Consider the following 22,675-nt stretch of genomic DNA (forward strand, 5'->3'; position numbering starts at 1 on the left):
TACTAAATCGTATCACAACTTAGTAGCCTTTGCAAGAAATTTAACTAAATATTTACAAAATTTCGAATCGTTTCTAAAGCGCGTGTTGCATATGCTTCATTTCGTTCTGCTTTCCTCTTAATTTTCTTCTCTAACGGTGCAAACAAACCGAAGTTTGCATTCATTGGCTGGAAGTTTTTCGCGTTTGTCGCAGTAATATAATTCGCCATACTTCCCATTGCAGTTACAGGCGGTAATACAACTGGTTCTTCACCTTTCACAAGTCGAGCAGCATTAATACCCGCTAGTAATCCTGACGCCGCTGATTCAACATATCCCTCTACTCCAGTCATTTGACCAGCGAAGAATAAATCATCACGTTGTTTATATTGATATGTTGGACGAAGCAAGTTAGGTGAATTAATAAACGTATTACGATGCATTACACCATAACGTACAATCTCTGCGTTTTCCAGTCCTGGAATCAACTGTAACACTTCTTTTTGTGGTCCCCACTTTAAATGTGTTTGGAAACCTACGATATTGTATAACGTTCCTGCTGCATCATCTTGACGTAACTGAACAACAGCATATGGTGTTTTCCCTGTTTTCGGATCTTCTAATCCAACAGGTTTCATCGGTCCAAATACTAGCGTCTGTCTTCCTCTACTTGCCATAACTTCTACCGGCATACAACCTTCAAAGAAAATTTCTTTTTCAAATTCTTTTAAAGGTACTGTTTCAGCAGCAATTAAAGCCTCGTAAAAACGGTCAAATTCCTCTTCCGTCATTGGGCAGTTTAAATATGCAGCTTCACCTTTATCGTAACGAGACTTTAAATATACTTTATTCATATCAATGCTGTCTTTTTCAACAATCGGTGCTGCAGCATCATAGAAATAAAAATAATCTTCACCTGTTAATTCTTTTAATTGTGCAGCAAGATCAGGAGACGTAAGTGGACCTGTCGCGATAACAGTAGGTCCTTCTGGAATTTCAGTAATTTCTTCATTCATCACAGTTACGTTCGGATGGTTTTTCACATACTCCGTTACCTTTGCCGCAAATTCATGACGATCTACAGCTAAAGCCCCTCCTGCTGGTACAGAGCACTCATCAGCTGCACGAATAATAACAGAGTCCATTAAACGCATTTCTTCTTTAATAACACCAACAGCGTTTGTTAATGTGTTTGCGCGAAGCGAGTTACTGCATACTAACTCTGCAAATTTATCTGTGTGATGAGCTGGCGTTTGCCTTACTGGTCTCATTTCATATAATTTTACTTGGACACCACGTTTTGCAATTTGGTAAGCTGCTTCACTTCCTGCAAGACCTGCGCCAATGACGTTTACTACTTGTGTTGTCATATTTATCACCTTTCCTTTTCTTCCCGAAAAAAATGTGAGCAGTTACGCTCACATTTGTTGTTCTTCTTCATAATCACACGAAATACATTGTACTTGCACGCCTTTTTTCAACTTCTTCTCTACAAGCATTCCTTCGCACTTCGGACATTTACGACCAATTGGTTTATCCCAAGATACAAAGTCACACTCTGGATACGTACCGCATCCATAGAAAAGACGTTTCTTTTTATTACTACGGCGTTCAATAATTTGACCTTTATCACACTTCGGACAAGTAACACCGATTTCTTTCACAATCGGTTTTGTATTACGACAATCTGGGAAATTCGAACAAGCCATAAATTTCCCGTATTTACCCATTTTAAAGACCATTGGGTGATCACACAATTCACAGTCTTCCCCAGCTGGTTCATCTTTAATTTCCACTTCACGCATTTCTTTTTCCGCTTTTTCTAAACGCGGTTCAAAGCCTACGTAGAAATCATCAACAATTTTTACCCAATTCGCATTTCCTTCTTCTACTTCATCAAGACTTTGCTCCATGTTAGCAGTAAATTCAATGTTAATAATTTCTGGGAAAAACTCTAAAATAAGTTCAATTACTATTTCACCAAGTTCAGTTGGAACGAAGCGTTTATTATCCAAACCTACGTATCCACGTTTTTGAATCGTTTCAAGTGTTGGTACGTAAGTCGACGGTCTTCCAATTCCAAGCTCTTCAAGTGTTCTTACTAGACGAGCCTCTGTATAGCGCGGCGGAGGTTGTGTAAAGTGTTGCTTCGGTTCTAAATCCTTCGAAAATACCGTTTCCCCTACTTCTAAAGGTGGCAACATTTTATCCTTTTCTTCAGCCCCGTCATCTTTCGACTCTACATACACTTTCATAAATCCTGGAAACTTTACAACCGATCCACTTGCACGGAACTGAACATTGTTATTAATGAGTCTAGCTGTCACAGTATCCATTATAGCAGACGCCATTTGACTTGCAACAAATCGCTCCCAAATCAGTTTATACAACCGAAGTTGATCCCGACTTAAGAAACTCTTTAGTTCCTCTGGCCTTCTCATTACCGAAGTAGGACGAATTGCCTCATGCGCATCTTGCGCGTTCGACTTTTTCGTTTCTTTCTTCTTTTCTGTCCCTATGTATTCCGCACCAAACGCCTCAGTAATGTAAGTACGCGCCTCTGTTTGAGCTGTTTCTGAGATACGTGTTGAGTCAGTTCTCATATACGTAATAAGACCTACAGTCCCTTGCTTTCCAAGATCTATCCCTTCATACAATTGCTGCGCGAGCATCATTGTTTTCTTTGCTCGCATGTTTAACTTACGAGCTGCCTCTTGTTGCAAGGAAGATGTTGTAAACGGTAATGCAGGATTACGTTTTCGCTCTTTTCGCGTTACATTTTCAACTGAAAACGCATTATCTTTCATCTGTTCAATTATTTCATTCACTTGCGTTTCATTCGTTAATTGAACTTTTTCACCATCTACACCGTAAAAACTTGCTTCAAATGTGTCTTTCCCTTTCACAAATTCTGTTTTAATTGTCCAGAATTCTTCAGGCTCAAAGATTTGAATTTCTTTTTCACGTTCGATAATTAAACGAACTGCTACAGATTGTACGCGTCCCGCACTTAATCCTTTTTTTACTTTCTTCCATAATAAAGGACTAATATTGTAACCAACAAGACGATCTAGTATACGCCTTGCTTGCTGTGCATCTACTAAATCCATATTAATCGCACGAGGATGTTTAAATGATTCTTTTATTGCATCTTTTGTAATCTCATTAAACACAACTCGGCAATCTGATTCAACGTCCACATTTAACGTATTGGCTAAATGCCAAGCAATCGCTTCCCCTTCGCGGTCTGGATCGGCCGCGAGATAGACTTTCTTTGCTTTTTTGGCCGCTGATTTTAAATCTTTTAAGACGGGACCTTTACCACGAATGGTAATATACTTCGGGGTGAAGTTGTTCTTTACTTCTATCCCCATTTGGCTTTTAGGTAAATCGCGAACGTGTCCCATAGACGCGACAACTTTGTATTTTTTCCCTAAATATTTCTCAATGGTCTTCGCCTTAGAAGGCGACTCCACGATTACGAGGTAATCTGACATGCTAGTGCCTCCTTAAGAGGTGGATTCAAGTCTTCATCAATCTTATTGATTTCTCTTGTTTTTGTCAATCAAGAATGAATATACCATACAGTGCCTATCTACCATTTGTCAATAATTGTTTAATAAAAACATAAAAATATAAGGTTAATTTAAAACTTCTTCCAAGATATCTTCTGCATTTCTTACTAGTTTTGCTCCTTGTTGAATGAGATGATTCGTTCCTGATGCACTATCTATAAATATAGGTCCAGGAAGTGCAAATACCTCTCTATTTTGCTCTAAAGCAAGGTCCGCAGTAATAAGTGTTCCACTTCTTGATTTCGCTTCTACAACTAAAACACCCTTACTTATACCACTAATAATCCGGTTCCTTTTTGGAAAATACCATTTTTTCGGTGCATAGTGCGGCGGATACTCTGTTAATAACAATATATATTCATTCCACGTTTCATATAAATATCTATTCTCTTTTGGATACATATACGATAATCCATGTCCTAGTATTGCAATAGTCGGGCAATGCCGTCTTACTGTAATTTCATGAGACATTGTATCTATCCCTCTTGCAAACCCACTGACAATAAGCCATTCCCTTTCTAATAATGGGTGTAAAATAAATTTTAAACTCTCCTGTCCATATAAAGTCGGTTCTCTCGTTCCAATAACCGCCAATTTATTCGATTTATTGAGAAAATACTTCTCTCCTTTTCCATATAACACAAAGGGGGGATCTTGTATTTCACGTAATAATTGTGGATAATCTTCATCCCATATAGTCATATAAAAAATTCGATTTTTCTCTAAATAAGATATATATTGCGGGAGATTTGAACTTTGAAGAAAATTTACTAATTCTGAAGAATTTTTCGAGGATATTCCAGTGTAGTATTCCATTTGTTTTGTATTAAAAGTGTATATTCCCTTCAATTCAGGATCGACATATAGTAGTCTTTCCATCGCCTTCCAATGATCTGCTAAAAAATAATGAAGATGTAATAATCGTTCTCTTTTCATCTTAATTCTCCTTACCCATAATTTTTATTATGTAAACAAAAATTGCGTAAAAAGACACCTTCAAGCAAGAAGGTGTCTTTCAACAGATTAGTAGTTTTTACAAGTCTCAAATAGACCTTTTTCTTTTAAGACAGAGATTAGCGTTTCGCCCATAACCGCTGGAGTTTCCGCTACTTTAATACCACAAGCTTCCATCGTTTTAATCTTTTCTGCAGCAGTTCCTTTACCACCAGAAATGATTGCACCAGCATGGCCCATACGTTTGCCAGCAGGCGCTGTTTGGCCACCAATGAAGCCTACAACAGGTTTTGTCATATTAGCTTTCACCCATTCAGCTGCCTCTTCTTCTGCTGTACCACCGATTTCACCAATCATAATTACAGCATGCGTTTCTTCATCTTCATTAAATGCTTTTAACGCATCAATAAAGTCCGTACCGTTAACTGGGTCCCCACCGATACCTACAGCAGTAGATTGGCCAATACCTTCTTGTGTTAACTGATGTACAGCCTCATACGTTAATGTACCAGAGCGAGATACGATACCTACATGGCCTTTTTTATGAATGTACCCTGGCATAATACCAATTTTGCATTCATCAGGCGTAATAACACCAGGACAGTTTGGTCCAAGTAAACGTGTATGTTTACCCGCCATATATCTCTTTACATTTACCATATCTAATACAGGAATTCCTTCAGTAATACATACTACTAAATCGATTTCTGCATCAACTGCTTCCATAATTGCATCAGCCGCAAAAGCGGGTGGAACGTATACAACCGAAGCATTTGCGCCTGTTGCCTTCACTGCATCTTCTACAGTATCAAATACTGGTACACCTTCAATATCAGTGCCACCTTTACCTGGCGTTACACCACCGACAATTTTCGTACCGTATTCAATCATTTGTTTTGTGTGGAATAAACCTTGAGAACCTGTAATACCTTGAACAATAACTTTTGTATCTTTATTAACTAATACGCTCATTTTTCTCCCCCGCTTTCTATTAGCCCACTAGTGAAACAATTTTTTGTGCACCGTCTGCCATAGATTCTGCTGCAACAATATTTAAGCCAGACTCATTTAAAATTTTCTTACCTAACTCCACGTTTGTACCTTCAAGACGCACAACTAAAGGCAATTCAAGACCAACTTGTTTCGTCGCTTCAATAACACCTTCTGCGATAACATCACACTTCATAATGCCACCAAAAATGTTAACGAAGATACCTTTTACATTTTTGTCAGAAAGGATAATTTTGAATGCTTCTGTAACTTTTTCAGCTGTTGCACCGCCACCAACATCTAAGAAGTTAGCTGGATCGCCATGGTAATGTTTAATGATATCCATTGTAGCCATCGCTAAACCTGCACCATTAACCATACAACCGATATTTCCATCTAAAGGAATGTAGTTTAAGTCATATTTAGAAGCTTCAATTTCTTTTGAATCTTCTTCATCAAGATCACGAAGTTCTAAAATGTCTTTATTGCGATATAAAGCATTAGAATCAAAGTTTAATTTCGCATCTAATGCCATAACTTTACCGTCACCTGTTGTAACAAGTGGATTGATCTCCGCGATTGAGCAATCTTTTTCGATAAACGCACGGTATAAGCCCATCATAAACTTCACAGCTTGTCCTACAAGCTCTTTTGGAATATTGATGTTAAACGCGATTCGGCGCGCTTGGAAGCCTTGTAAGCCTACTGCTGGATCAATATATTCTTTAAAGATCTTTTCAGGTGTTTGCTCTGCTACCTCTTCAATTTCTGTTCCACCTTCTTCAGATGCCATTAAAACAACTTGAGAAGTTGCACGATCTAAAACTAAACCAACATAATATTCTTTTTTAATATCGCAACCTTCTTCGATAAGTAAGCGTTTTACTTCCTTACCTTCAGGACCTGTTTGATGTGTCACAAGTGTAGTTCCTAAAATGCTCTCTGCATATGTACGAACTTCATCTAAATTTTTTGCAACTTTTACTCCGCCAGCTTTGCCGCGTCCACCAGCGTGAATCTGTGCTTTTACTACACATACATCCGTTCCTAATTCTTTCGCTGCTTCTACAGCTTCTTCTACTGTAAATGCAACCTTCCCGTTCGGAACGCTAACCCCATAGCTTTTAAGGACTGCCTTACCTTGGTACTCATGGATATTCATGGTCCCATCCTCCCCTGTTTTCCTGTTTTACTCGAAAAGTTTTTTAATGTTTAAAAAACATTACATTGCCATTGTATAAGATGATTGGCACGCTGTCTACAATAAAGTGTCAGAAAACTGAAATCGCTTTATTCTTTTTTGAAAATAATAATGTTCATATACCAAAATAAAAAAATAAGCTGCATATTCGCAGCTTATTTTTGAACCGTATCTTTAATTGGTGCAAAAGATTTCCGATGTTCTTCTAATACTCCATGCGCTTCAATCGCTTCTAAATGTTGTTTTGTGCCATATCCCATATGTTGTTCAAATCCATATGCAGGATACTTTTCTCCAAGCTCTTTCATCATACGATCTCTCGTTACTTTCGCAATAATGGATGCAGCTGAAATAGAAATACTTTTCGCATCCCCTTTAATAATGGACGTTTGCGGAATTGGTGTAGGAAGTTTCATCGCATCAATTAATAAATGTTCTGGTGCACAAGATAAATTCGCAACAGCATCTAACATCGCTTGTTTCGTCGCTTGATAAATATTTATCTCATCAATAACTTGTGGTGATACAATTCCAACTCCAATTGCAATTGCTTGTGCTTTAATTTCATCATAAAAACGCTCTCGCTTCGCCTCACTCAGCTTTTTCGAGTCATTTAACCCTGGAATATAAAAATTTTCCGGAAGGACAACAGCTGCCGTCACGACAGGCCCAGCTAGCGGCCCACGCCCTACTTCATCTATACCGGCGATAAGTGTGAGCCCTTTTTCACGTAATGCAATCTCGTACTTGGACATTTCGAAAAACTTTTCTTTTTCTTTCTGCGCTAACTCTTTTTGTTTATGCCACTTCAAAATAAGCTTTTGTATTCCTTTTCGCTCGTCTTTCATTAATATTTGGAAGCGGTCGTCCTCCTCACTCATTATTTCATGCAGTAAACGTTCCGCTTCTTGAATAGTCACTTTTTGCATTCATGCCACTCCCTTTATATACAAAAAAGAAAAGACGTACAAACGCACGTCTTATACTTCTTCTACTTTTTCTGCATCTTCTGTCTGCTCTGCAAACTCTTCTGGTGTTTCAAACGTCATTTTTCCAAGTTTTCCACCACGAAGCTCACGAAGTACAAGCTCAGATGTTTTATCATAATCAATCATTCCGCCGCCCATTAAACAGCCTCTATTTTTTCCAATTGCATCGAATAACTCCACAATATCTTCTGGAATTTCATTTAAATTATATCGCTCTTTCAAACGTTCCGGGTAATGTTTCTCCATAAAACGTAAAGCGTAAACAGCAACATCTTGTAAATTTAAAATTGAATCTTTAATTGCGCCCGTTGTCGCTAATCGAAGACCCACTAATTGATCTTCAAATTTGGGCCATAAAATACCAGGTGTATCTAACAGTTCCATTTCCTTCCCAACTTTAATCCACTGTTGAGCTGTTGTCACACCAGGACGATCTCCTGTTTTAGCAATATTTTTCTTCGCTAACTTATTAATTAACGTAGATTTACCAACATTCGGTATACCTACAATTAATGCACGAATCGCTCTCGGTCTAATACCTTTTGCAACCATTTTATCAAATTTTTCTTTCACCAACACTTTACAAGCCGCTGCAATTTCCTTCATACCTTGTCCAGCTTGCGCGTTAATTGAAATTGCCATTTGGCCTTTTTCTTTAAAATATGCGATCCACTGCTTTGTTAATCGATCATCTGCCATATCCGCTTTATTTAAAACAACAAGCCTTGGCTTATGTGTAATAATCTCATCGATCATTGGATTTCGAGAAGATAAAGGTAATCGAGCATCTACAAGCTCAATTACAACATCAATTAACTTTAATTTTTCTGTTACTTGGCGTCTAGCCTTTGCCATATGTCCCGGGAACCATTGAATTACCATGTTGCCACCTTCTTTTTCTTTTATTTCACAATACGAGCATCTTTTAACGGCCAATATAGTATATTTGCTTTTCCAATCACTCGGTCCATTGAAATCGTACCAATCGAACGGCTATCTTTACTAAAACGACGATTATCGCCTAAAACAAATAATTGACCTTCTGGAACAGTTTTCTTCCCTGTCATTTCTTCAAGAGTAAAATCATATGTAAGCGGTCCGTCAGCAATTTGTTTTTTTTGCTTGTCTAAATACGGCTCCTCATAAGCCTTTCCGTTAACATATAGTTTATCATTACGATACTCTATTTCATCGCCTGGCAGGCCGATAATGCGCTTAATATAATCTTTATCTTCCGTCGCTCGGAATACGATAATATCAAATCGTTTCGGATCTCCTATGTGATAACCAATTTTATTGACAATCATTCGATCGCGATCATGTAAAGTAGACGCCATCGATACTCCATCTACGAGAATTGGCGCAAAGAAAAACTGTCTAATAACACCCGCTAATACAACAGCAATCAAAATTGCTTTAATCCATTCCCAAAGTGAACTCTTTTCTTTCTTCATGCATTTCCCCTCCACGATTATGTACGCTGCTCGTATTATATCAAAATTTTATATAGATTGGAAAAAGGGAGCTTGTGTATTTACAAGCTCCCATACATGTCTTATCGAATTTCTTTAATACGTGCTTTTTTACCGCGAAGGTTACGTAAGTAGTATAACTTAGCACGACGTACTTTACCACGGCGAAGTACTTCAAGTTTCGCGATTCTTGGCGTGTGAACTGGGAATGTACGCTCAACACCTACACCGTAAGAAATCTTACGAACTGTGAATGTTTCACTGATTCCGCCACCACGACGTTTAATTACAACACCTTCGAAAAGCTGAATTCTTTCACGAGTTCCCTCAACTACTTTTACGTGTACACGTAAAGTGTCTCCAGGACGGAATGAAGGAAGGTCAGTTTTTAATTGGCCTTGAGTAATTTCTGCGATTAATTGTTGCATATTAAATTCTCTCCTTTAAACAGATGCTCTTATAAAGTCTTAATAAATTACAGCGGAACATCGTTAATACGGCCACTGATTTCAGTAGCACAAGTGTTATAATAGCATATTGCTAGGACTGTTGCAATAGAAAATATATCAAGCCCTTACTTGTCTTCTTTAATTTGTTCTAGCCATTTCGCTTCTTGCTTAGATAATTCTCGTTCTTCCAGTAAATCCGGTCTACGCGTGTACGTACGACGTAGTGATTCTTTGTGTCGCCATTCATCAATATTTTTATGATTTCCTGACATTAGTACATCCGGTACCTTCATACCACGAAAATCAGCTGGACGTGTATAATGAGGATGTTCTAATAAACCTGTACTAAACGAATCCTCGACTTGTGAAGCATGATTTCCTAGCACTCCCGGGAGGAGACGCACGACACTATCCGTAATAACCATAGAGGCTAACTCTCCGCCGGTTAATACGTAGTCACCGATAGAAATTTCATCCGTTACGAGATGCTCACGAATTCGTTCATCGTACCCTTCATAATGACCACACACAAAAATAACATGCTCTTCTTCAGCAAGTTCTTCTGCCTTCTTCTGCGTAAAACGCTCTCCTTGTGGACACATTAGGACAACTCTCGGTTTACGGTCTGTTTCCTTCGTTAACTCTTCCACTGCATCAAAGATAGGCTGGGGGGTTAATACCATCCCAGCGCCACCACCATACGGATAATCATCTACGCTATTATGCTTACTCGTTGTATAATCGCGGAAATTGACAACACGAAGCTCTACCGCTTCTTTTTCTTGTGCTTTCTTTAAAATTGAAGATCCAAACACACCCGTAAACATATCTGGAAACAATGTTAAAATGTCAATTTTCATTATAATAGCCCTTCCATTACATGAATGGTTACTAATTTATTCTCAATGTTAACTTGAAGTACAACATCATCAATATAAGGAATTAATAGATCTTGACCTTTTGGACGTTTAATTACCCAAACATCATTTGCACCAGGAGATAAAATTTCTTTTATTGTTCCTAACGCTTCTCCTTCTTCCGTTACAACACTGCAACCAATAATTTCATGGTAGTAGTATTCGCCTTCAGCTAGTTCACCTAACTGCTCTTCTGGTACTTTTATTAAAGAACCTTTAAACTTCTCTGCTTCATCTACATTGTTGTATCCTTCAAATGTTAATAAATCAAATGTCTTATGTTGACGATGAGAAGTTACTTTCACTGGAAGGTAGTCTGTACTTTTCTCATTACTTATGTATAACGTGTTTCCTACTTTATATCGCTCTTCTGGAAAATCAGTACGAGAAATAACACGAATTTCTCCTCTTACGCCATGAGTATTTACAATTTTCCCTACGTTAAACCACTTTGTCATAAATAGTATGTCACCCCTGGTTTCTATATAAATTAAGCATCTCCATTTCACATATGGAACATGCAACTTCTCTTTAAATGTTAAAAAAGGGAGAGGAAATAACTCCTCGCCCTTTTTACGTTTATTGAATTTCCAGTGTTACTTTTTCATCATTATGATGTCCCACTGAATACAAGAGCATTCGAATTGCTTTCGCAACTTTCCCTTGCTTTCCAATGACTTTTCCAACATCCTCAGGATGTACAGTTAATCGATACTTTATCTCTCCGTTGTAAAGTTCCTGTGTAACTTTTACATCTTCAGGATGATCGACAAGAGGCTTGACAATCGTCTCGACTAACTTCTTCATAGTCATTGCCTCAATTACTTACCTTGTTTAGATAAGTGGAATTTCTCCATGATACCTTGGTTAGAGAATAAGTTACGAACTGTATCAGATGGTTTAGCACCATTTCCTAACCATTTTAATGCTGCTTCTTCGTTGATCTTAACTTCAGCTGGTTGAGCAACCGGATTGTAAGTACCGATTTCCTCAATGAAACGTCCGTCACGAGGAGAACGAGAATCTGCAACAACTACACGATAGAAAGGAGTTTTTTTAGCTCCCATACGTTTTAAACGAATTTTAACTGCCATTTATAAAGCACCTCCGAATTTATTTCACACAGATAATTATATTAGCAAAAAGACTATTGCTTTGTAAAGTATTTTTTCTTAACAGAGCCATCTTTTTTCCTTACATGAATGGAAACTTCAATCCACCTAGTCCTTTTTTCTTACCTTTTTGCATTCCCGTCATCGTTTTCATCATCTTTTTCATATCATCAAATTGCTTGATTAAACGATTGATTTCTTGTACCGTTGTACCGCTACCTTTGGCAATGCGCTTTTTGCGACTAGCGTTGATTATTTCCGGTTGTTCTCGCTCTAATTTAGTCATAGAACGAATAATTGCCTCAATATGCCCAATTTGTTTTTCATCAACTTGCGCATTTTTCAGCCCTTTAATTTTATTTGCACCAGGAAGCATTCCTAACAATTCATCAAGCGGTCCAAGTTGACGCACTTGTCCAAGTTGTTCTAGGAAATCGTCAAGCGTAAACGAAAGCGTACGCATTTTTTGCTCAAGTTCTTTTGCTTTCTCTTCATCAACTGTAGCTTGCGCTTTTTCAATTAATGTTAAGACGTCTCCCATCCCTAAAATACGGGATGCCATACGCTCTGGATGGAACGCTTCAATCGCATCTAGTTTTTCACCCATACCAGCAAATTTAATCGGTGTATTTGTTACCGCCTTAATAGATAATGCCGCACCACCGCGCGTATCACCATCTAATTTCGTTAATACAACACCTGTTAAACCTAACTGTTCATGGAAACTTTGTGCAACATTTACCGCGTCTTGTCCCGTCATCGCATCGACAACAAGGAAAATTTCATCCGGTTTCGCAACTTCTTTCACTTTCGCTAATTCATCCATTAGTTCTTCATCAATATGCAGGCGACCTGCTGTATCAATTAAAACATAATCGTGATGATCTTCTTTTGCTTTTGCAATCGCTTGTTTCGCAATTTCAACAGGACTTACTTGATCTCCTAAAGAGAATACAGGCATGTCCAATTGCTTCCCTAATGTTTCAAGCTGTTTAATCGCTGCTGGACGGTAAATATCCGCTGCAACAAGCATTGGTTTACGATTATGCTTTTTACGAAGCAAATTCGCAAGCTTACCTGTAGTCGTTGTTTTACCCGCACCTTGCAGACCAACCATCATTATAACAGTCGGTGGCCTATTAGCAACAGCAATTTTACTTTGCTCTCCGCCCATAAGCTCTGTAAGTTCTTCCTGTACGACTTTAATTACTTGTTGTCCAGGTGTCAAACTTGTCATTACATCTTGTCCGACAGCACGTTCAGACACACGCTTTACAAAATCTTTTACTACTTTAAAGTTAACGTCCGCTTCTAAAAGAGCTAGACGAACTTCTCTCATCATTTCTTTCACATCGGCTTCAGAAACTTTTCCTTTGCCGCGGATTTTTTGCATTGTCTGTTGAAGTCGGTCGGCTAATCCTTCAAATGCCATATTGCCGCCCTCCTAATCTAATTTTTCGATAGCTTCAACAACTTGTTTCATTTCTTCATTCACATGCTCTTCTTCGCTGATTAGCTGTTTTAGCTTTGCAACAAGTCGCTGTCGCTCTTGAAACTTTTGAAGTAATACTAATTTATCTTCATATTCTTCAAGCATCGCTTCAGTCCGTTTAATGTTATCATACACGGCTTGGCGACTTACATCAAATTCTTCCGCAATTTCACCAAGAGATAAATCATCTAGATAATAAAGCGACATATAACTTCTTTGTTTTTGCGTTAACAACGATTGATAAAAATCAAATAAATAGTTCATTCTCGTTGTTTTCTCGAGCATGTTGGATCATCCTTTGTTAAGTGATTTCCCTTTACATGAATTAGTTTACATGGAGTACAAAAGAGTGTCAAGTTTTTTTCTTAACATCACATATTTTTATAGAAAAAGAAGCGGAAAATGCCGCTTCTTTCACTTACACTTCTTCTGTTTCTACTAAGTTCGCAAATAAACCATACACATATTGTTCTGGATCAAACTGCTGCAAGTCATCCATTTGCTCTCCTAATCCAACGAATTTCACCGGTACATCCATTTCGTTACGAATCGCTAATACAATACCACCTTTAGCAGTTCCATCTAACTTCGTTAAAACAATACCAGTAACGTTCGTTGCTTCACGGAATGTCTTCGCTTGACTTAAACCGTTTTGTCCTGTTGTTGCATCAATAACAAGTAATACTTCGTGAGGAGCCCCCGGTACTTCACGCTCAATTACACGCTTCACTTTCTCTAACTCTTTCATTAAGTTTACTTTATTTTGTAAGCGTCCTGCTGTGTCACATAGTAATACGTCTACTTTACGTGCTTTCGCGGCTTGTACAGCGTCATACATAACCGCCGCTGGATCAGATCCTGACCCTTGTTTAATCACTTCTACACCAACGCGATCGCCCCATACTTCTAATTGTTCAATCGCTCCTGCGCGGAATGTATCTCCTGCCGCCAATAGGACAGACTTACCTTCTGATTTGAATTTATGTGCTAGTTTACCAATCGTCGTCGTTTTCCCTACGCCGTTAACACCGACAAATAAAACAACTGTTAATTGATCCTCTTGCATATTAATTTCGTTACTAAACTCACTGTCGCCTTTGTAAATTCCTACTAACTTTTCTGAAATAACAGCTTGTACTTCTTTTGGATCTTGGATGTTACGACGTTGCACTTCTTCTTTCAATTGATCAATTAATTCCATTACCGTCGAAACTCCGACATCTGCACCAATTAAAATTTCTTCTAATTCCTCAAAGAAATCTTCATCTACTTTACGATAACGATAAACTAAATCATTTACTTTATCTGCAAACGAATTTCTCGTTTTTTCTAATCCATGTTTAAATTTCTCTGTTACCGTATCTGTTTGTTTTGAAATTTTTTCTTTTAATTTTTTAAAAAAACTCATACTGTCCCATCCTTCCTAATTACTTGCAACTAGTTCTTCTCCATCATCTAAACGAACCGAAACAAGTTTAGATACCCCTGACTCTTGCATTGTTACACCGTACAATACGTCAGACTCTTCCATTGTACCTTTTCTATGTGTAATGACAATAAACTGTGTCTCATCACTAAATCTCTTTAAATACTGCGCAAAACGGGCAACATTCGCCTCATCAAGAGCCGCCTCTACCTCATCTAATACACAGAATGGGACTGGGCGCACTTTTAAAATACCGAATAACAGCGCAATTGCTGTTAAAGCACGCTCCCCACCAGAAAGTAAACCTAAGTTTTGCAGTTTCTTCCCTGGCGGTTGCGCTACAATATCAATACCAGTATTTAATAAGTCCTCTGGATTCGTCATGACTAAATCCGCTCTACCGCCTCCAAATAATTCAGAGAATACCGATTGAAACTCCATTCGAATTCCTTCAAACGTAGTAGAAAAACGTTTTTTCATTTCTTCATCCATTTCAGTAATAAGTTGGTGCAATGTCGCTTTCGCTTCTTCTAGGTCATCTTTTTGCTCTAGTAAGAATGTATGACGCTCTGCTACACGCTCATACTCTTCAATTGCCCCTAAGTTCACTGTGCCTAGCTCTTCGATGGATAATTTAATTAGTTTCACCTTTTTACGTGCATCCTCTGCAGGCATCATCATTGTATACTTCAGTTTTGCTGCTTCAAATGAAATCGTATATGTTTCACGTAAATGTTGTAATCTATTTTCTAACTCTACATCAAGTCGGTTTATTTTTACTTCTTGATTTTTCAGCATCTCAAGAATGTATTTATGTTTACCTGTTGTTTCTTTCAGATTACGTTCTAAATGTTCTACCCTCTCTTGTAACGATATGCGTTGTTCACGACGAGAGCGAATTAACTCTGAAGTTTGATTACGATCATATGCTTTCTTCTCAATCATATTCGTAATCTGTTCTTCACCACTTGAATTAGATGTCATTTCTTGTTTTAAGAATGCTAAATCCTCTTTCGTTTTGACAAGCGTTGCATCCGTTTCTTCTTTTTCCTTCGTCAATCGTTCAACTTTTTCTTTTTGATTAGATAAGCGTTGTTGCTTTTCAGCCGCCAACACTTTTAACTCAGTCATTTCTTTTTGCACTTTTTCTTTCGAAGAATGCTGCTCACTTTTTTGTTTTGTTAAAGCGACAATTTTACTATCTAATTCCGTAATCTCCGCTTGAAGCGTTGCTAAAATCTTTTCTAGCTCTTCTTTACGCCCTTGTATCTTCACTTGATCTTGTAAGAATCCTTCAATCTCTAAATCGTAAATAGATAAACGATCATTAATACGATGTTCTTCTAATTCTAAGCGACTAATTTCTTCTCTTAATTTCTGTTCATCTACACGCTCTGCTTCTACATTTTGCCTTAGTTCCCGTATTTTCACTTCTTTTTCTTGAATCTCTTGCTTTACTGCTTTAACAAAGTTTTCTAACTTTGTCGTTTTTTCTTCCATATCAATTAACTTGTTCGTCCACTCTTCTAGCTCACGTTGACGTCCTAATAAAGAAGATTTCGCCTGTTTTACCGCTCCACCAGTCATAGAACCACCAGGGTTCACTACATCACCTTCGATTGTTACAATGCGATAACGGTATTGCAGTTGTTTCGCCAACTCATTCGCCCCACGTAAATCTTTCGCAACAATAACAGTACCTAATAAATTTGAAACTACATTTTCATATTTATTATTATATTGCACAAGTTCTGCCGCCACACCTACAAACGATGGGTGTTGATTTACAATACGTAATTGTTCAAATGATAACGATCTACTTTTAATAACAGCTTGCGGTAAAAACGTTGCTCGTCCATGTTTATTTTGTTTTAAAAACGTAATTGCATTACGAGCATGTTCTTCTTTTTGTACGACAATATGCTGCATCGCTGCACCTAGAGCAATTTCCATTGCAATTTCATATTCTTTCGGTACCGTTAGCAGTTCTGCAACAGCACCCTCGATACCTTGCAACCTATCTTCTCTAGCTTTTAACACTTCACGTACCCCTTGATAGAAACCAGAGTAATCCTCTTGCATCTCTTCTAGCATTTCTTTTCGAGAACGTGCCTGTTGTACAAATTGATACGCTTGATACAGTTTTGTTTCATTTTCACTATACTGCGCCTTGCATTTCCCAAGTGCCGCTTCTGTCTTTTGTATATTCGAAAGGATACCAGCTACTTTTTCTTTCACTTGTTCATAACTTTCCACAAGTTTCGTCTTTTTCGCTGTAATTTCCATGCGTATTTCTACATATTTCGCATTTTCTTCATCGAGGCGTTCATTTTTTGAGTTTTGTTGTTTAGATTGTTCTTCAATCATAGATAACTCATTACGATGACTAGCTTGTTGATTTAAAAGTTCAATATAGTCACCTTTTAAATTCTCAATTTGTTCCTCTAAATTGTCAGCAAAAGTTGCAAGCAGTAGCTCATTATCATGCAATTTTGTCTCCAACTCTTTTACTTGATTTACAAATTGCATCAACACTTCTGTACTGGATTCAATTTCACCATCATAACTTGTAGCTTTCTCTGTTAATTCAACAATTAACTGTTCGAGTTGTGCACAATGCGTCGTTGCATTTTGTTTTCTCTCTTTTAATAACTCACGCTGTCCTTCTAACTTTTCTAGCTCTTTACTAGAAAGAAGCAGCACTTCTTGTAAGGAATCTACAGACTCATCTACTGCTTGTAATTGTCCTCGTAATTCCTCAAGCTCTTCTTCACCTTTTTGTAAATGCGTTGACATTTTAGCTTCTTCGTTTTTATTATGCCCAAACTGATTTCGAAGCGCTTCCCATTTCTCATGTAATTCTTCAATTTCATGTACAATAAGCGCCGCTTCTACTTTCTCTAATTCTTCTTTTTTCTCGAGATAATCTTTCGCAATAGAAGCTTGTCTTTCTAAAGGTTCTACTTGACTACTTAATTCGTGAATGATATCTTGTACACGATTTAAGTTTTCTTGTGTGTCTGCTAATTTCACTTCAGCTTTCTTTTTACGAAGTTTGTATTTCAGCACTCCCGCAGCTTCTTCAAATACACCACGACGTTCTTCTGATTTACTACTTAAAATCTCTTCAACTTTCCCCTGGCTAATAATCGAAAAAGCTTCTCTTCCCATACCAGAGTCCATAAATAAATCGATAATATCTTTCAATCTACATGATTGTTTATTAATATAAAAATCACTATCACCAGAACGAGATACACGACGCGTTACACACACCTCATTATATTCAATCGGTAAACGTTGATCTTCATTATTTAAAGTTATTGTTACTTCAGCAACATTAACTGCTCTTCTCGTATCACTGCCTGCAAAAATAATATCCTCCATCTTTGCACCACGTAATGATTTTGCAGATTGTTCACCAAGTACCCAGCGAATCGCATCAGTAATATTACTTTTCCCACTTCCATTAGGTCCTACTACGGAAGTTACACCTGGGACAAAATCAACAGATACACGCTCAGCAAAAGACTTAAACCCTGCTATTTCTAATCTTTTTAAAAACACGAAAGGCCTTCCTCCTATTCTCCGTTGTTATAACTGTTGTCTATACAAAAACAAGCTATTATACGGATTTCCCTTCCCTTTATTCACAAACAAAAAGAAAGTTTCATTCTATGCATAAGGAATCCCCCTCATTCAAAGGGGGATTCCTTATAGTTGTTCTTTTAATTTTTTCAATGCTTCTGCAGCAGCTTGTTGCTCTGCTTCTTTTTTCGACTTGCCACTACCAAGACCTAAAGCCACGTTATTTAACGTAACACGTGACACAAATTCTCGATTATGGGCCGGTCCTTTTTCCTGCAAAATTTGATACTCAATATTGCCACTACCATCCCGCTGAATCAACTCTTGTAATTGACTCTTATAATCCATCACATGAGAAAAAGCACCTTCATTAATTTTAGGGTATACAATTTCTTTTAAGAAGCCCCATACTGTTTCTAACCCTTGATCAAGATAAAGGGCACCAATAAACGCTTCAAAGACATCCGCTAATAAAGCTGGTCGTTCACGTCCACCTGTCATTTCCTCACCTTTTCCTAATAAAACAAGGCTACCAAATGACAACTCGTTTGCAAAACGAACAAGAGATGGTTCACATACAATAGCTGCACGTAGTTTCGTTAACTCTCCTTCGCTCATTGTCGGATATTTTTGAAACAGATACTGTGACACAGTAAGTTCCAATACTGCATCTCCAAGGAATTCGAGACGCTCATTGTCTTCATGCGGTTTTTTTCGATGCTCATTCACATACGATGAATGCGTAAATGCTTGAATCAATAATTTTTCATCTGAAAACGTAATACCTATCTCTTCTTGAAATACTTTAAACGCTTCACGATATTTTGTTTCGTATTTTTTTTCTCTATGTTTTCGGTACGGCATAGGTCCCTCCAGATATAAGCCGAGAAGCCCCGCTAAAAAACGGGACTTCACTTAAGCATTATAGATGACTCTCTATGTAAGTCACAGCATCGCCAACAGTAGCAATCTTTTCAGCATCTTCATCAGAAATTTCCATTTCGAATTCATCTTCCAATTGCATTACAAGTTCTACTACATCTAGGGAGTCTGCGCCTAAATCTTCTTTAAAGCTCGCAGCTGGTACTACTTCAGTTTCTTCTACACCTAAACGATCAACGATGATTTTTGTTACACGCTCTAAAACATCTGCCATTCCATTCACCTCCCCTCAAATATTATATTAAATATTGGCCAAAAAAACTAGTTGAAATCAATTCTTTTATTACATTACCATTCCGCCATCAACATTTAACGTTTGCCCTGTAATATATTTGCTTTGATCAGAAGCAAAAAACGTTACAGTATTTGCGATATCTTGCGCTTCACCAAACTGAGCTGCAGGAATTAGCTTTAACATTTCGGCTTTTATATTTTCATCTAATATATCCGTCATATCAGTCGCAATAAAACCTGGAGCAATTGCATTTACAGTAATATTACGGCTCGCTAATTCTTTTGCTGATGTTTTTGTTAATCCAATTACACCCGCTTTAGCAGCAACATAGTTTGCTTGTCCTGGATTACCTGTCACTCCAACAACAGAAGCGATATTAATAATACGTCCATGACGCTGGCGCATCATGTATCGAGATACTGCCTTCGTACATAAGAATACACCTTTTAGGTTTGTATTAATAACTGTATCCCATTCTTCTTCTTTCATACGCATTAATAAATTATCTTTTGTTACACCTGCATTATTTACAAGAATATCAACTTGTCCAAATGTATCTACAGTTTGTTTCACCATATTCGTAACGTCTTCAGCATTTGCAACATCTGCTCTTACTGCAATTGCATCCGAACCTAATTTCTTTATTTCATCAACTACTTCATTCGCCTTTTGCTCATTACCAGCATAATTTACTACAACATTTGCCCCTTGTTTCGCTAAATCAATCGCAATCGCACGACCAATTCCACGTGAAGCGCCAGTTACTAATGCTACTTTCCCTTTTAACATCAGTTTTCTCCTCTCAAATTTGAAATGGTATCTTTTAATGTCTCTTCATCGTATATCGCATATGCTTTCACTGATGAATCAATTGACTTCATAAGTCCAGCAAGTACTTTCCCAGGTCCAATCTCAATAAATGTATCTACCCCTTGATTCACCATGTTTTCAATGGACGGGTACCATAAGACAGGCGAATAGAGCTGTTCAATTAGCTTTTCTTGAATAAGTGCACCATTTGTAATAACGTCTGCTGTTACATTTGCGATAACAGGAATATTCGTATCTTGAATTGTAATTTCTTTTAAGACACTTTGGAACTTCTCCGCTGCTGGCTTCATAAGCGAAGAGTGGAACGGTCCACTTACCTTAAGCGGAATTGCTCTCTTTGCACCATTTTCTTTCGCTCTTTGAGAAGCAATCTCAACTCCTTGCTTTGTTCCAGAAATCACAATTTGCTTCGTACTATTCATATTAGCGATTTGCACTGCATATCCTTCACTTGTTACTTCTTCTGTAACTTGTTTCAGCATATGTGGATCAGCACCTAAAATAGCCGCCATTGCACCTTCTCCACCAGGAACAGCTTCTTCCATATATTCCCCACGTTTTCTTACAGCATATACAGCGTCTTCAAAAGTTATTGCACCCGCTGCTACAAGAGCGCTATATTCACCTAAACTATGCCCTGCAACAAAGTCTGGTGTAATATCATACTCTTTCAAAGCTGTCAAAATAGCAAAACTCGTTGTTAATAAGGCCGGCTGCGCATTTGTCGTTAACGTAAGCTTTTCCTGCGGCCCTTCAAAAATCACTTCTGAAAGTGAATCTTGCAACACCTCATCTGCTTTCGCAAACACATTTGCAACCTCTTTATTATTCTCCGCTAACTGTTTACCCATTCCAACTGCCTGTGAACCTTGGCCCGGAAAAAGAAATGCTAGTTTTCCCATTTCAAATCCTCCTCTTATTGGAGTGGCTCTTTCTCCATTACGCTTGAAATAGTAGGAATAACTTCTTTCGCTACCATTTCTCTCGTTTGACGAATCGCACTAAATATTGATTGGTCATTGGAAGAACCGTGAGCCTTAATGACTGGAGCTTTCAATCCAAATAATGCCGCTCCTCCATACTCCGAATAATCCATTTTATCTTTTAATACCATAAGTTTTGGCTTTAATACCGCTGCTGCTAATTTGCTCGTAAACGAACTCATTAACTGCTCTTTTAACATAGAAAATAACGCAAGTGCTGTTCCTTCTAATGATTTTAGCGCTACATTCCCTGTAAAACCATCACATACAACAACATCTGCTACACCTTGCAATAAATCTCTTGATTCAACGTTCCCAACGAAATTAATTGGGGCATCCTTAAGCATTGCAAAGACTTGTTTTGAAAGCTCGTTCCCTTTGCCATCCTCTGTTCCAACGTTCAAAAGTCCAACGCGAGGATTTTTAATTCCTCTTACTTTCTCAGCGTATACAGATCCCATTACTGCATATTGATATAAATGAATTGGTTTTGCATCAACGTTCGCTCCAACATCTAACATAACAAAACCTTCTCCATCAACCGTTGGCATTGTAGGGGATAAAGCTGGTCGCTCAACCCCTTCCATACGACCTACAACGAACAATCCAGCCGCCATTAAAGCTCCTGTACTACCAGCTGATATACAAGCATCCGCTACACCGTCTTTCACTTGCTGCGCTGCTAGTACCATTGAGGCTTGTTTTTTTCGACGAACCGCTCTTACTGGTTCATCTGTCGATTCGATTTTTTCATCTGTATGAAGTATAGTAATCCGTTCTTCACTCGTTAAGTATTGACGAATTTCCTCTTCTTTCCCTACTAACGTAATATGTAAATCAGAATATTCCTTAATAGCTTTCATTGCTCCTAATACGACAGCCTTTGGAGCATGATCGCCGCCCATTGCATCTATTGCGATTTTCATAAGTTGTTACCTTCCTCACTATAATTACTAGATCGATACATTTCAAAAGTGCCTGTAAAAACAAGTTCTTCTCCAACAAAGCTACGCACTTTGACAACGGTCCGTCCTTTATCATTCTCTACATCTTCAACGCGCGCTTTTGCAACAACACGCTCTCCTAATTTTACAGGACGAATGTATCGAATGGTAGACTTTGCAGTTAAAGCTAATTCTTCATCAATAACCGCAACAGCTAGTGAGTTTGCTTGTGCAAACAAATGATGCCCACGGGCAATCTGATTTCTTTTAAATACGTGTTCTACCTTCACTTCAAAGATAGAAATCGCATGTCTATCTAATTCTATATCGATAATTTCTCCGACAACCTCTTCTAACGGTAAAGATTTCACATCTTCTTCATGTTGCTTTGTAGCTACATGTTTAATTCTTTCTCTTAATTCAGGAATAGATAATTCCATACGGTCAAGACGTACGGTTTGTATACTCACTTGAAATTTTTCTGCTAAATCTTCATCCGTAATAAAAGGATTCGTTTCTATTGTTTGTTGTAATAATTCTTGTCTTTCTTTTTTACTTCTTCTTTTTTTCATACCGCACCATCCATTTTTATGACT

General features: G+C 37.9%; 23 protein-coding genes. All 23 read right to left on the minus strand.

What is annotated here, in order from left to right:
• Positions 1-44: 44 nt before the first annotated feature.
• On the minus strand, positions 45-1,349 hold the full coding sequence (trmFO, locus tag QCI41_RS09495; RefSeq protein WP_137035215.1) for an FADH(2)-oxidizing methylenetetrahydrofolate--tRNA-(uracil(54)-C(5))-methyltransferase TrmFO: 1,305 nt from the start codon (positions 1,347-1,349) through the stop codon (positions 45-47).
• A 48-nt stretch (positions 1,350-1,397) separates the two neighbouring features.
• Entirely contained in the window at positions 1,398-3,476 is a 2,079-nt protein-coding gene (topA, locus tag QCI41_RS09500) for a type I DNA topoisomerase (RefSeq protein ID WP_001286953.1), read from the minus strand.
• Positions 3,477-3,620: 144 nt separating this feature from the next.
• On the minus strand, positions 3,621-4,490 hold the full coding sequence (gene dprA, locus QCI41_RS09505; RefSeq protein ID WP_353837566.1) for a DNA-processing protein DprA: 870 nt from the start codon (positions 4,488-4,490) through the stop codon (positions 3,621-3,623).
• A gap of 87 nt (positions 4,491-4,577) precedes the next feature.
• Complete coding sequence (sucD, locus tag QCI41_RS09510) at positions 4,578-5,480, minus strand: succinate--CoA ligase subunit alpha (RefSeq protein WP_000115178.1); 903 nt, start codon at positions 5,478-5,480, stop codon at positions 4,578-4,580.
• Positions 5,481-5,499: 19 nt separating this feature from the next.
• A complete protein-coding gene (sucC, locus tag QCI41_RS09515) occupies positions 5,500-6,660 on the minus strand; it encodes an ADP-forming succinate--CoA ligase subunit beta (protein WP_001020778.1) in 1,161 nt (386 codons plus the stop codon).
• A 194-nt stretch (positions 6,661-6,854) separates the two neighbouring features.
• Positions 6,855-7,628 carry a ribonuclease HII gene (locus QCI41_RS09520; RefSeq protein ID WP_353837565.1) on the minus strand — a complete coding sequence of 258 codons (774 nt, stop codon included), beginning with the start codon at positions 7,626-7,628 and terminating at the stop codon, positions 6,855-6,857.
• Between the two features lie 51 nt (positions 7,629-7,679).
• On the minus strand, positions 7,680-8,570 hold the full coding sequence (ylqF, locus tag QCI41_RS09525; RefSeq protein WP_000236709.1) for a ribosome biogenesis GTPase YlqF: 891 nt from the start codon (positions 8,568-8,570) through the stop codon (positions 7,680-7,682).
• Positions 8,571-8,590: 20 nt separating this feature from the next.
• The gene (gene lepB, locus QCI41_RS09530) at positions 8,591-9,142 is read right to left on the minus strand and encodes a signal peptidase I (RefSeq protein WP_000711858.1); all 552 of its coding nucleotides are present in this window, start codon (positions 9,140-9,142) and stop codon (positions 8,591-8,593) included.
• 101 nt (positions 9,143-9,243) lie between these two features.
• On the minus strand, positions 9,244-9,588 hold the full coding sequence (gene rplS / locus QCI41_RS09535; RefSeq protein WP_001186518.1) for a 50S ribosomal protein L19: 345 nt from the start codon (positions 9,586-9,588) through the stop codon (positions 9,244-9,246).
• A gap of 146 nt (positions 9,589-9,734) precedes the next feature.
• A complete protein-coding gene (gene trmD, locus QCI41_RS09540) occupies positions 9,735-10,469 on the minus strand; it encodes a tRNA (guanosine(37)-N1)-methyltransferase TrmD (RefSeq protein WP_000686894.1) in 735 nt (244 codons plus the stop codon).
• Positions 10,469-10,984, minus strand: coding sequence for a ribosome maturation factor RimM (gene rimM / locus QCI41_RS09545; protein ID WP_000170282.1), 516 nt, complete (start codon positions 10,982-10,984; stop codon positions 10,469-10,471). The genes trmD and rimM overlap by 1 nt, the downstream gene beginning before the upstream one ends.
• 121 nt (positions 10,985-11,105) lie before the next feature.
• Positions 11,106-11,333: a KH domain-containing protein gene (locus QCI41_RS09550; protein WP_000737397.1), complete on the minus strand. Its 228-nt coding sequence runs from the start codon at positions 11,331-11,333 to the stop codon at positions 11,106-11,108.
• A gap of 14 nt (positions 11,334-11,347) precedes the next feature.
• A complete protein-coding gene (gene rpsP, locus QCI41_RS09555; protein WP_000268750.1) occupies positions 11,348-11,620 on the minus strand; it encodes a 30S ribosomal protein S16 in 273 nt (90 codons plus the stop codon).
• 100 nt (positions 11,621-11,720) lie between these two features.
• Positions 11,721-13,070 (minus strand): signal recognition particle protein, encoded by a 1,350-nt coding sequence (gene ffh / locus QCI41_RS09560; RefSeq protein WP_000863466.1) that lies wholly within the window; start codon positions 13,068-13,070, stop codon positions 11,721-11,723.
• Positions 13,071-13,082: 12 nt separating this feature from the next.
• Positions 13,083-13,415 (minus strand): putative DNA-binding protein, encoded by a 333-nt coding sequence (locus QCI41_RS09565; protein ID WP_000891061.1) that lies wholly within the window; start codon positions 13,413-13,415, stop codon positions 13,083-13,085.
• 133 nt (positions 13,416-13,548) lie between these two features.
• Positions 13,549-14,538, minus strand: coding sequence for a signal recognition particle-docking protein FtsY (ftsY, locus tag QCI41_RS09570; RefSeq protein ID WP_000007644.1), 990 nt, complete (start codon positions 14,536-14,538; stop codon positions 13,549-13,551).
• Between the two features lie 15 nt (positions 14,539-14,553).
• Positions 14,554-18,123 (minus strand): chromosome segregation protein SMC, encoded by a 3,570-nt coding sequence (gene smc / locus QCI41_RS09575; protein ID WP_353837564.1) that lies wholly within the window; start codon positions 18,121-18,123, stop codon positions 14,554-14,556.
• A 147-nt stretch (positions 18,124-18,270) separates the two neighbouring features.
• Positions 18,271-19,008, minus strand: a complete 738-nt coding sequence (gene rncS, locus QCI41_RS09580; protein WP_001146867.1) for a ribonuclease III — start codon at positions 19,006-19,008, stop codon at positions 18,271-18,273.
• Positions 19,009-19,066: 58 nt separating this feature from the next.
• Positions 19,067-19,300 carry an acyl carrier protein gene (gene acpP / locus QCI41_RS09585; RefSeq protein WP_000786062.1) on the minus strand — a complete coding sequence of 78 codons (234 nt, stop codon included), beginning with the start codon at positions 19,298-19,300 and terminating at the stop codon, positions 19,067-19,069.
• A gap of 69 nt (positions 19,301-19,369) precedes the next feature.
• Positions 19,370-20,110 carry a 3-oxoacyl-[acyl-carrier-protein] reductase gene (fabG, locus tag QCI41_RS09590; protein WP_000911777.1) on the minus strand — a complete coding sequence of 247 codons (741 nt, stop codon included), beginning with the start codon at positions 20,108-20,110 and terminating at the stop codon, positions 19,370-19,372.
• A complete protein-coding gene (fabD, locus tag QCI41_RS09595) occupies positions 20,110-21,054 on the minus strand; it encodes an ACP S-malonyltransferase (RefSeq protein WP_000516944.1) in 945 nt (314 codons plus the stop codon). The genes fabG and fabD overlap by 1 nt, the downstream gene beginning before the upstream one ends.
• A 14-nt stretch (positions 21,055-21,068) precedes the next feature.
• A complete protein-coding gene (gene plsX / locus QCI41_RS09600; RefSeq protein ID WP_353837563.1) occupies positions 21,069-22,061 on the minus strand; it encodes a phosphate acyltransferase PlsX in 993 nt (330 codons plus the stop codon).
• Positions 22,058-22,651 carry a transcription factor FapR gene (fapR, locus tag QCI41_RS09605; RefSeq protein ID WP_000747352.1) on the minus strand — a complete coding sequence of 198 codons (594 nt, stop codon included), beginning with the start codon at positions 22,649-22,651 and terminating at the stop codon, positions 22,058-22,060. Before fapR ends, plsX begins: the two co-directional genes overlap by 4 nt.
• Positions 22,652-22,675 lie beyond the last annotated feature (24 nt).

Source organism: Bacillus cereus group sp. MG4 (assembly GCF_040460055.1).
Classification (GTDB): Bacteria; Bacillota; Bacilli; order Bacillales; family Bacillaceae_G; genus Bacillus_A; species Bacillus_A wiedmannii.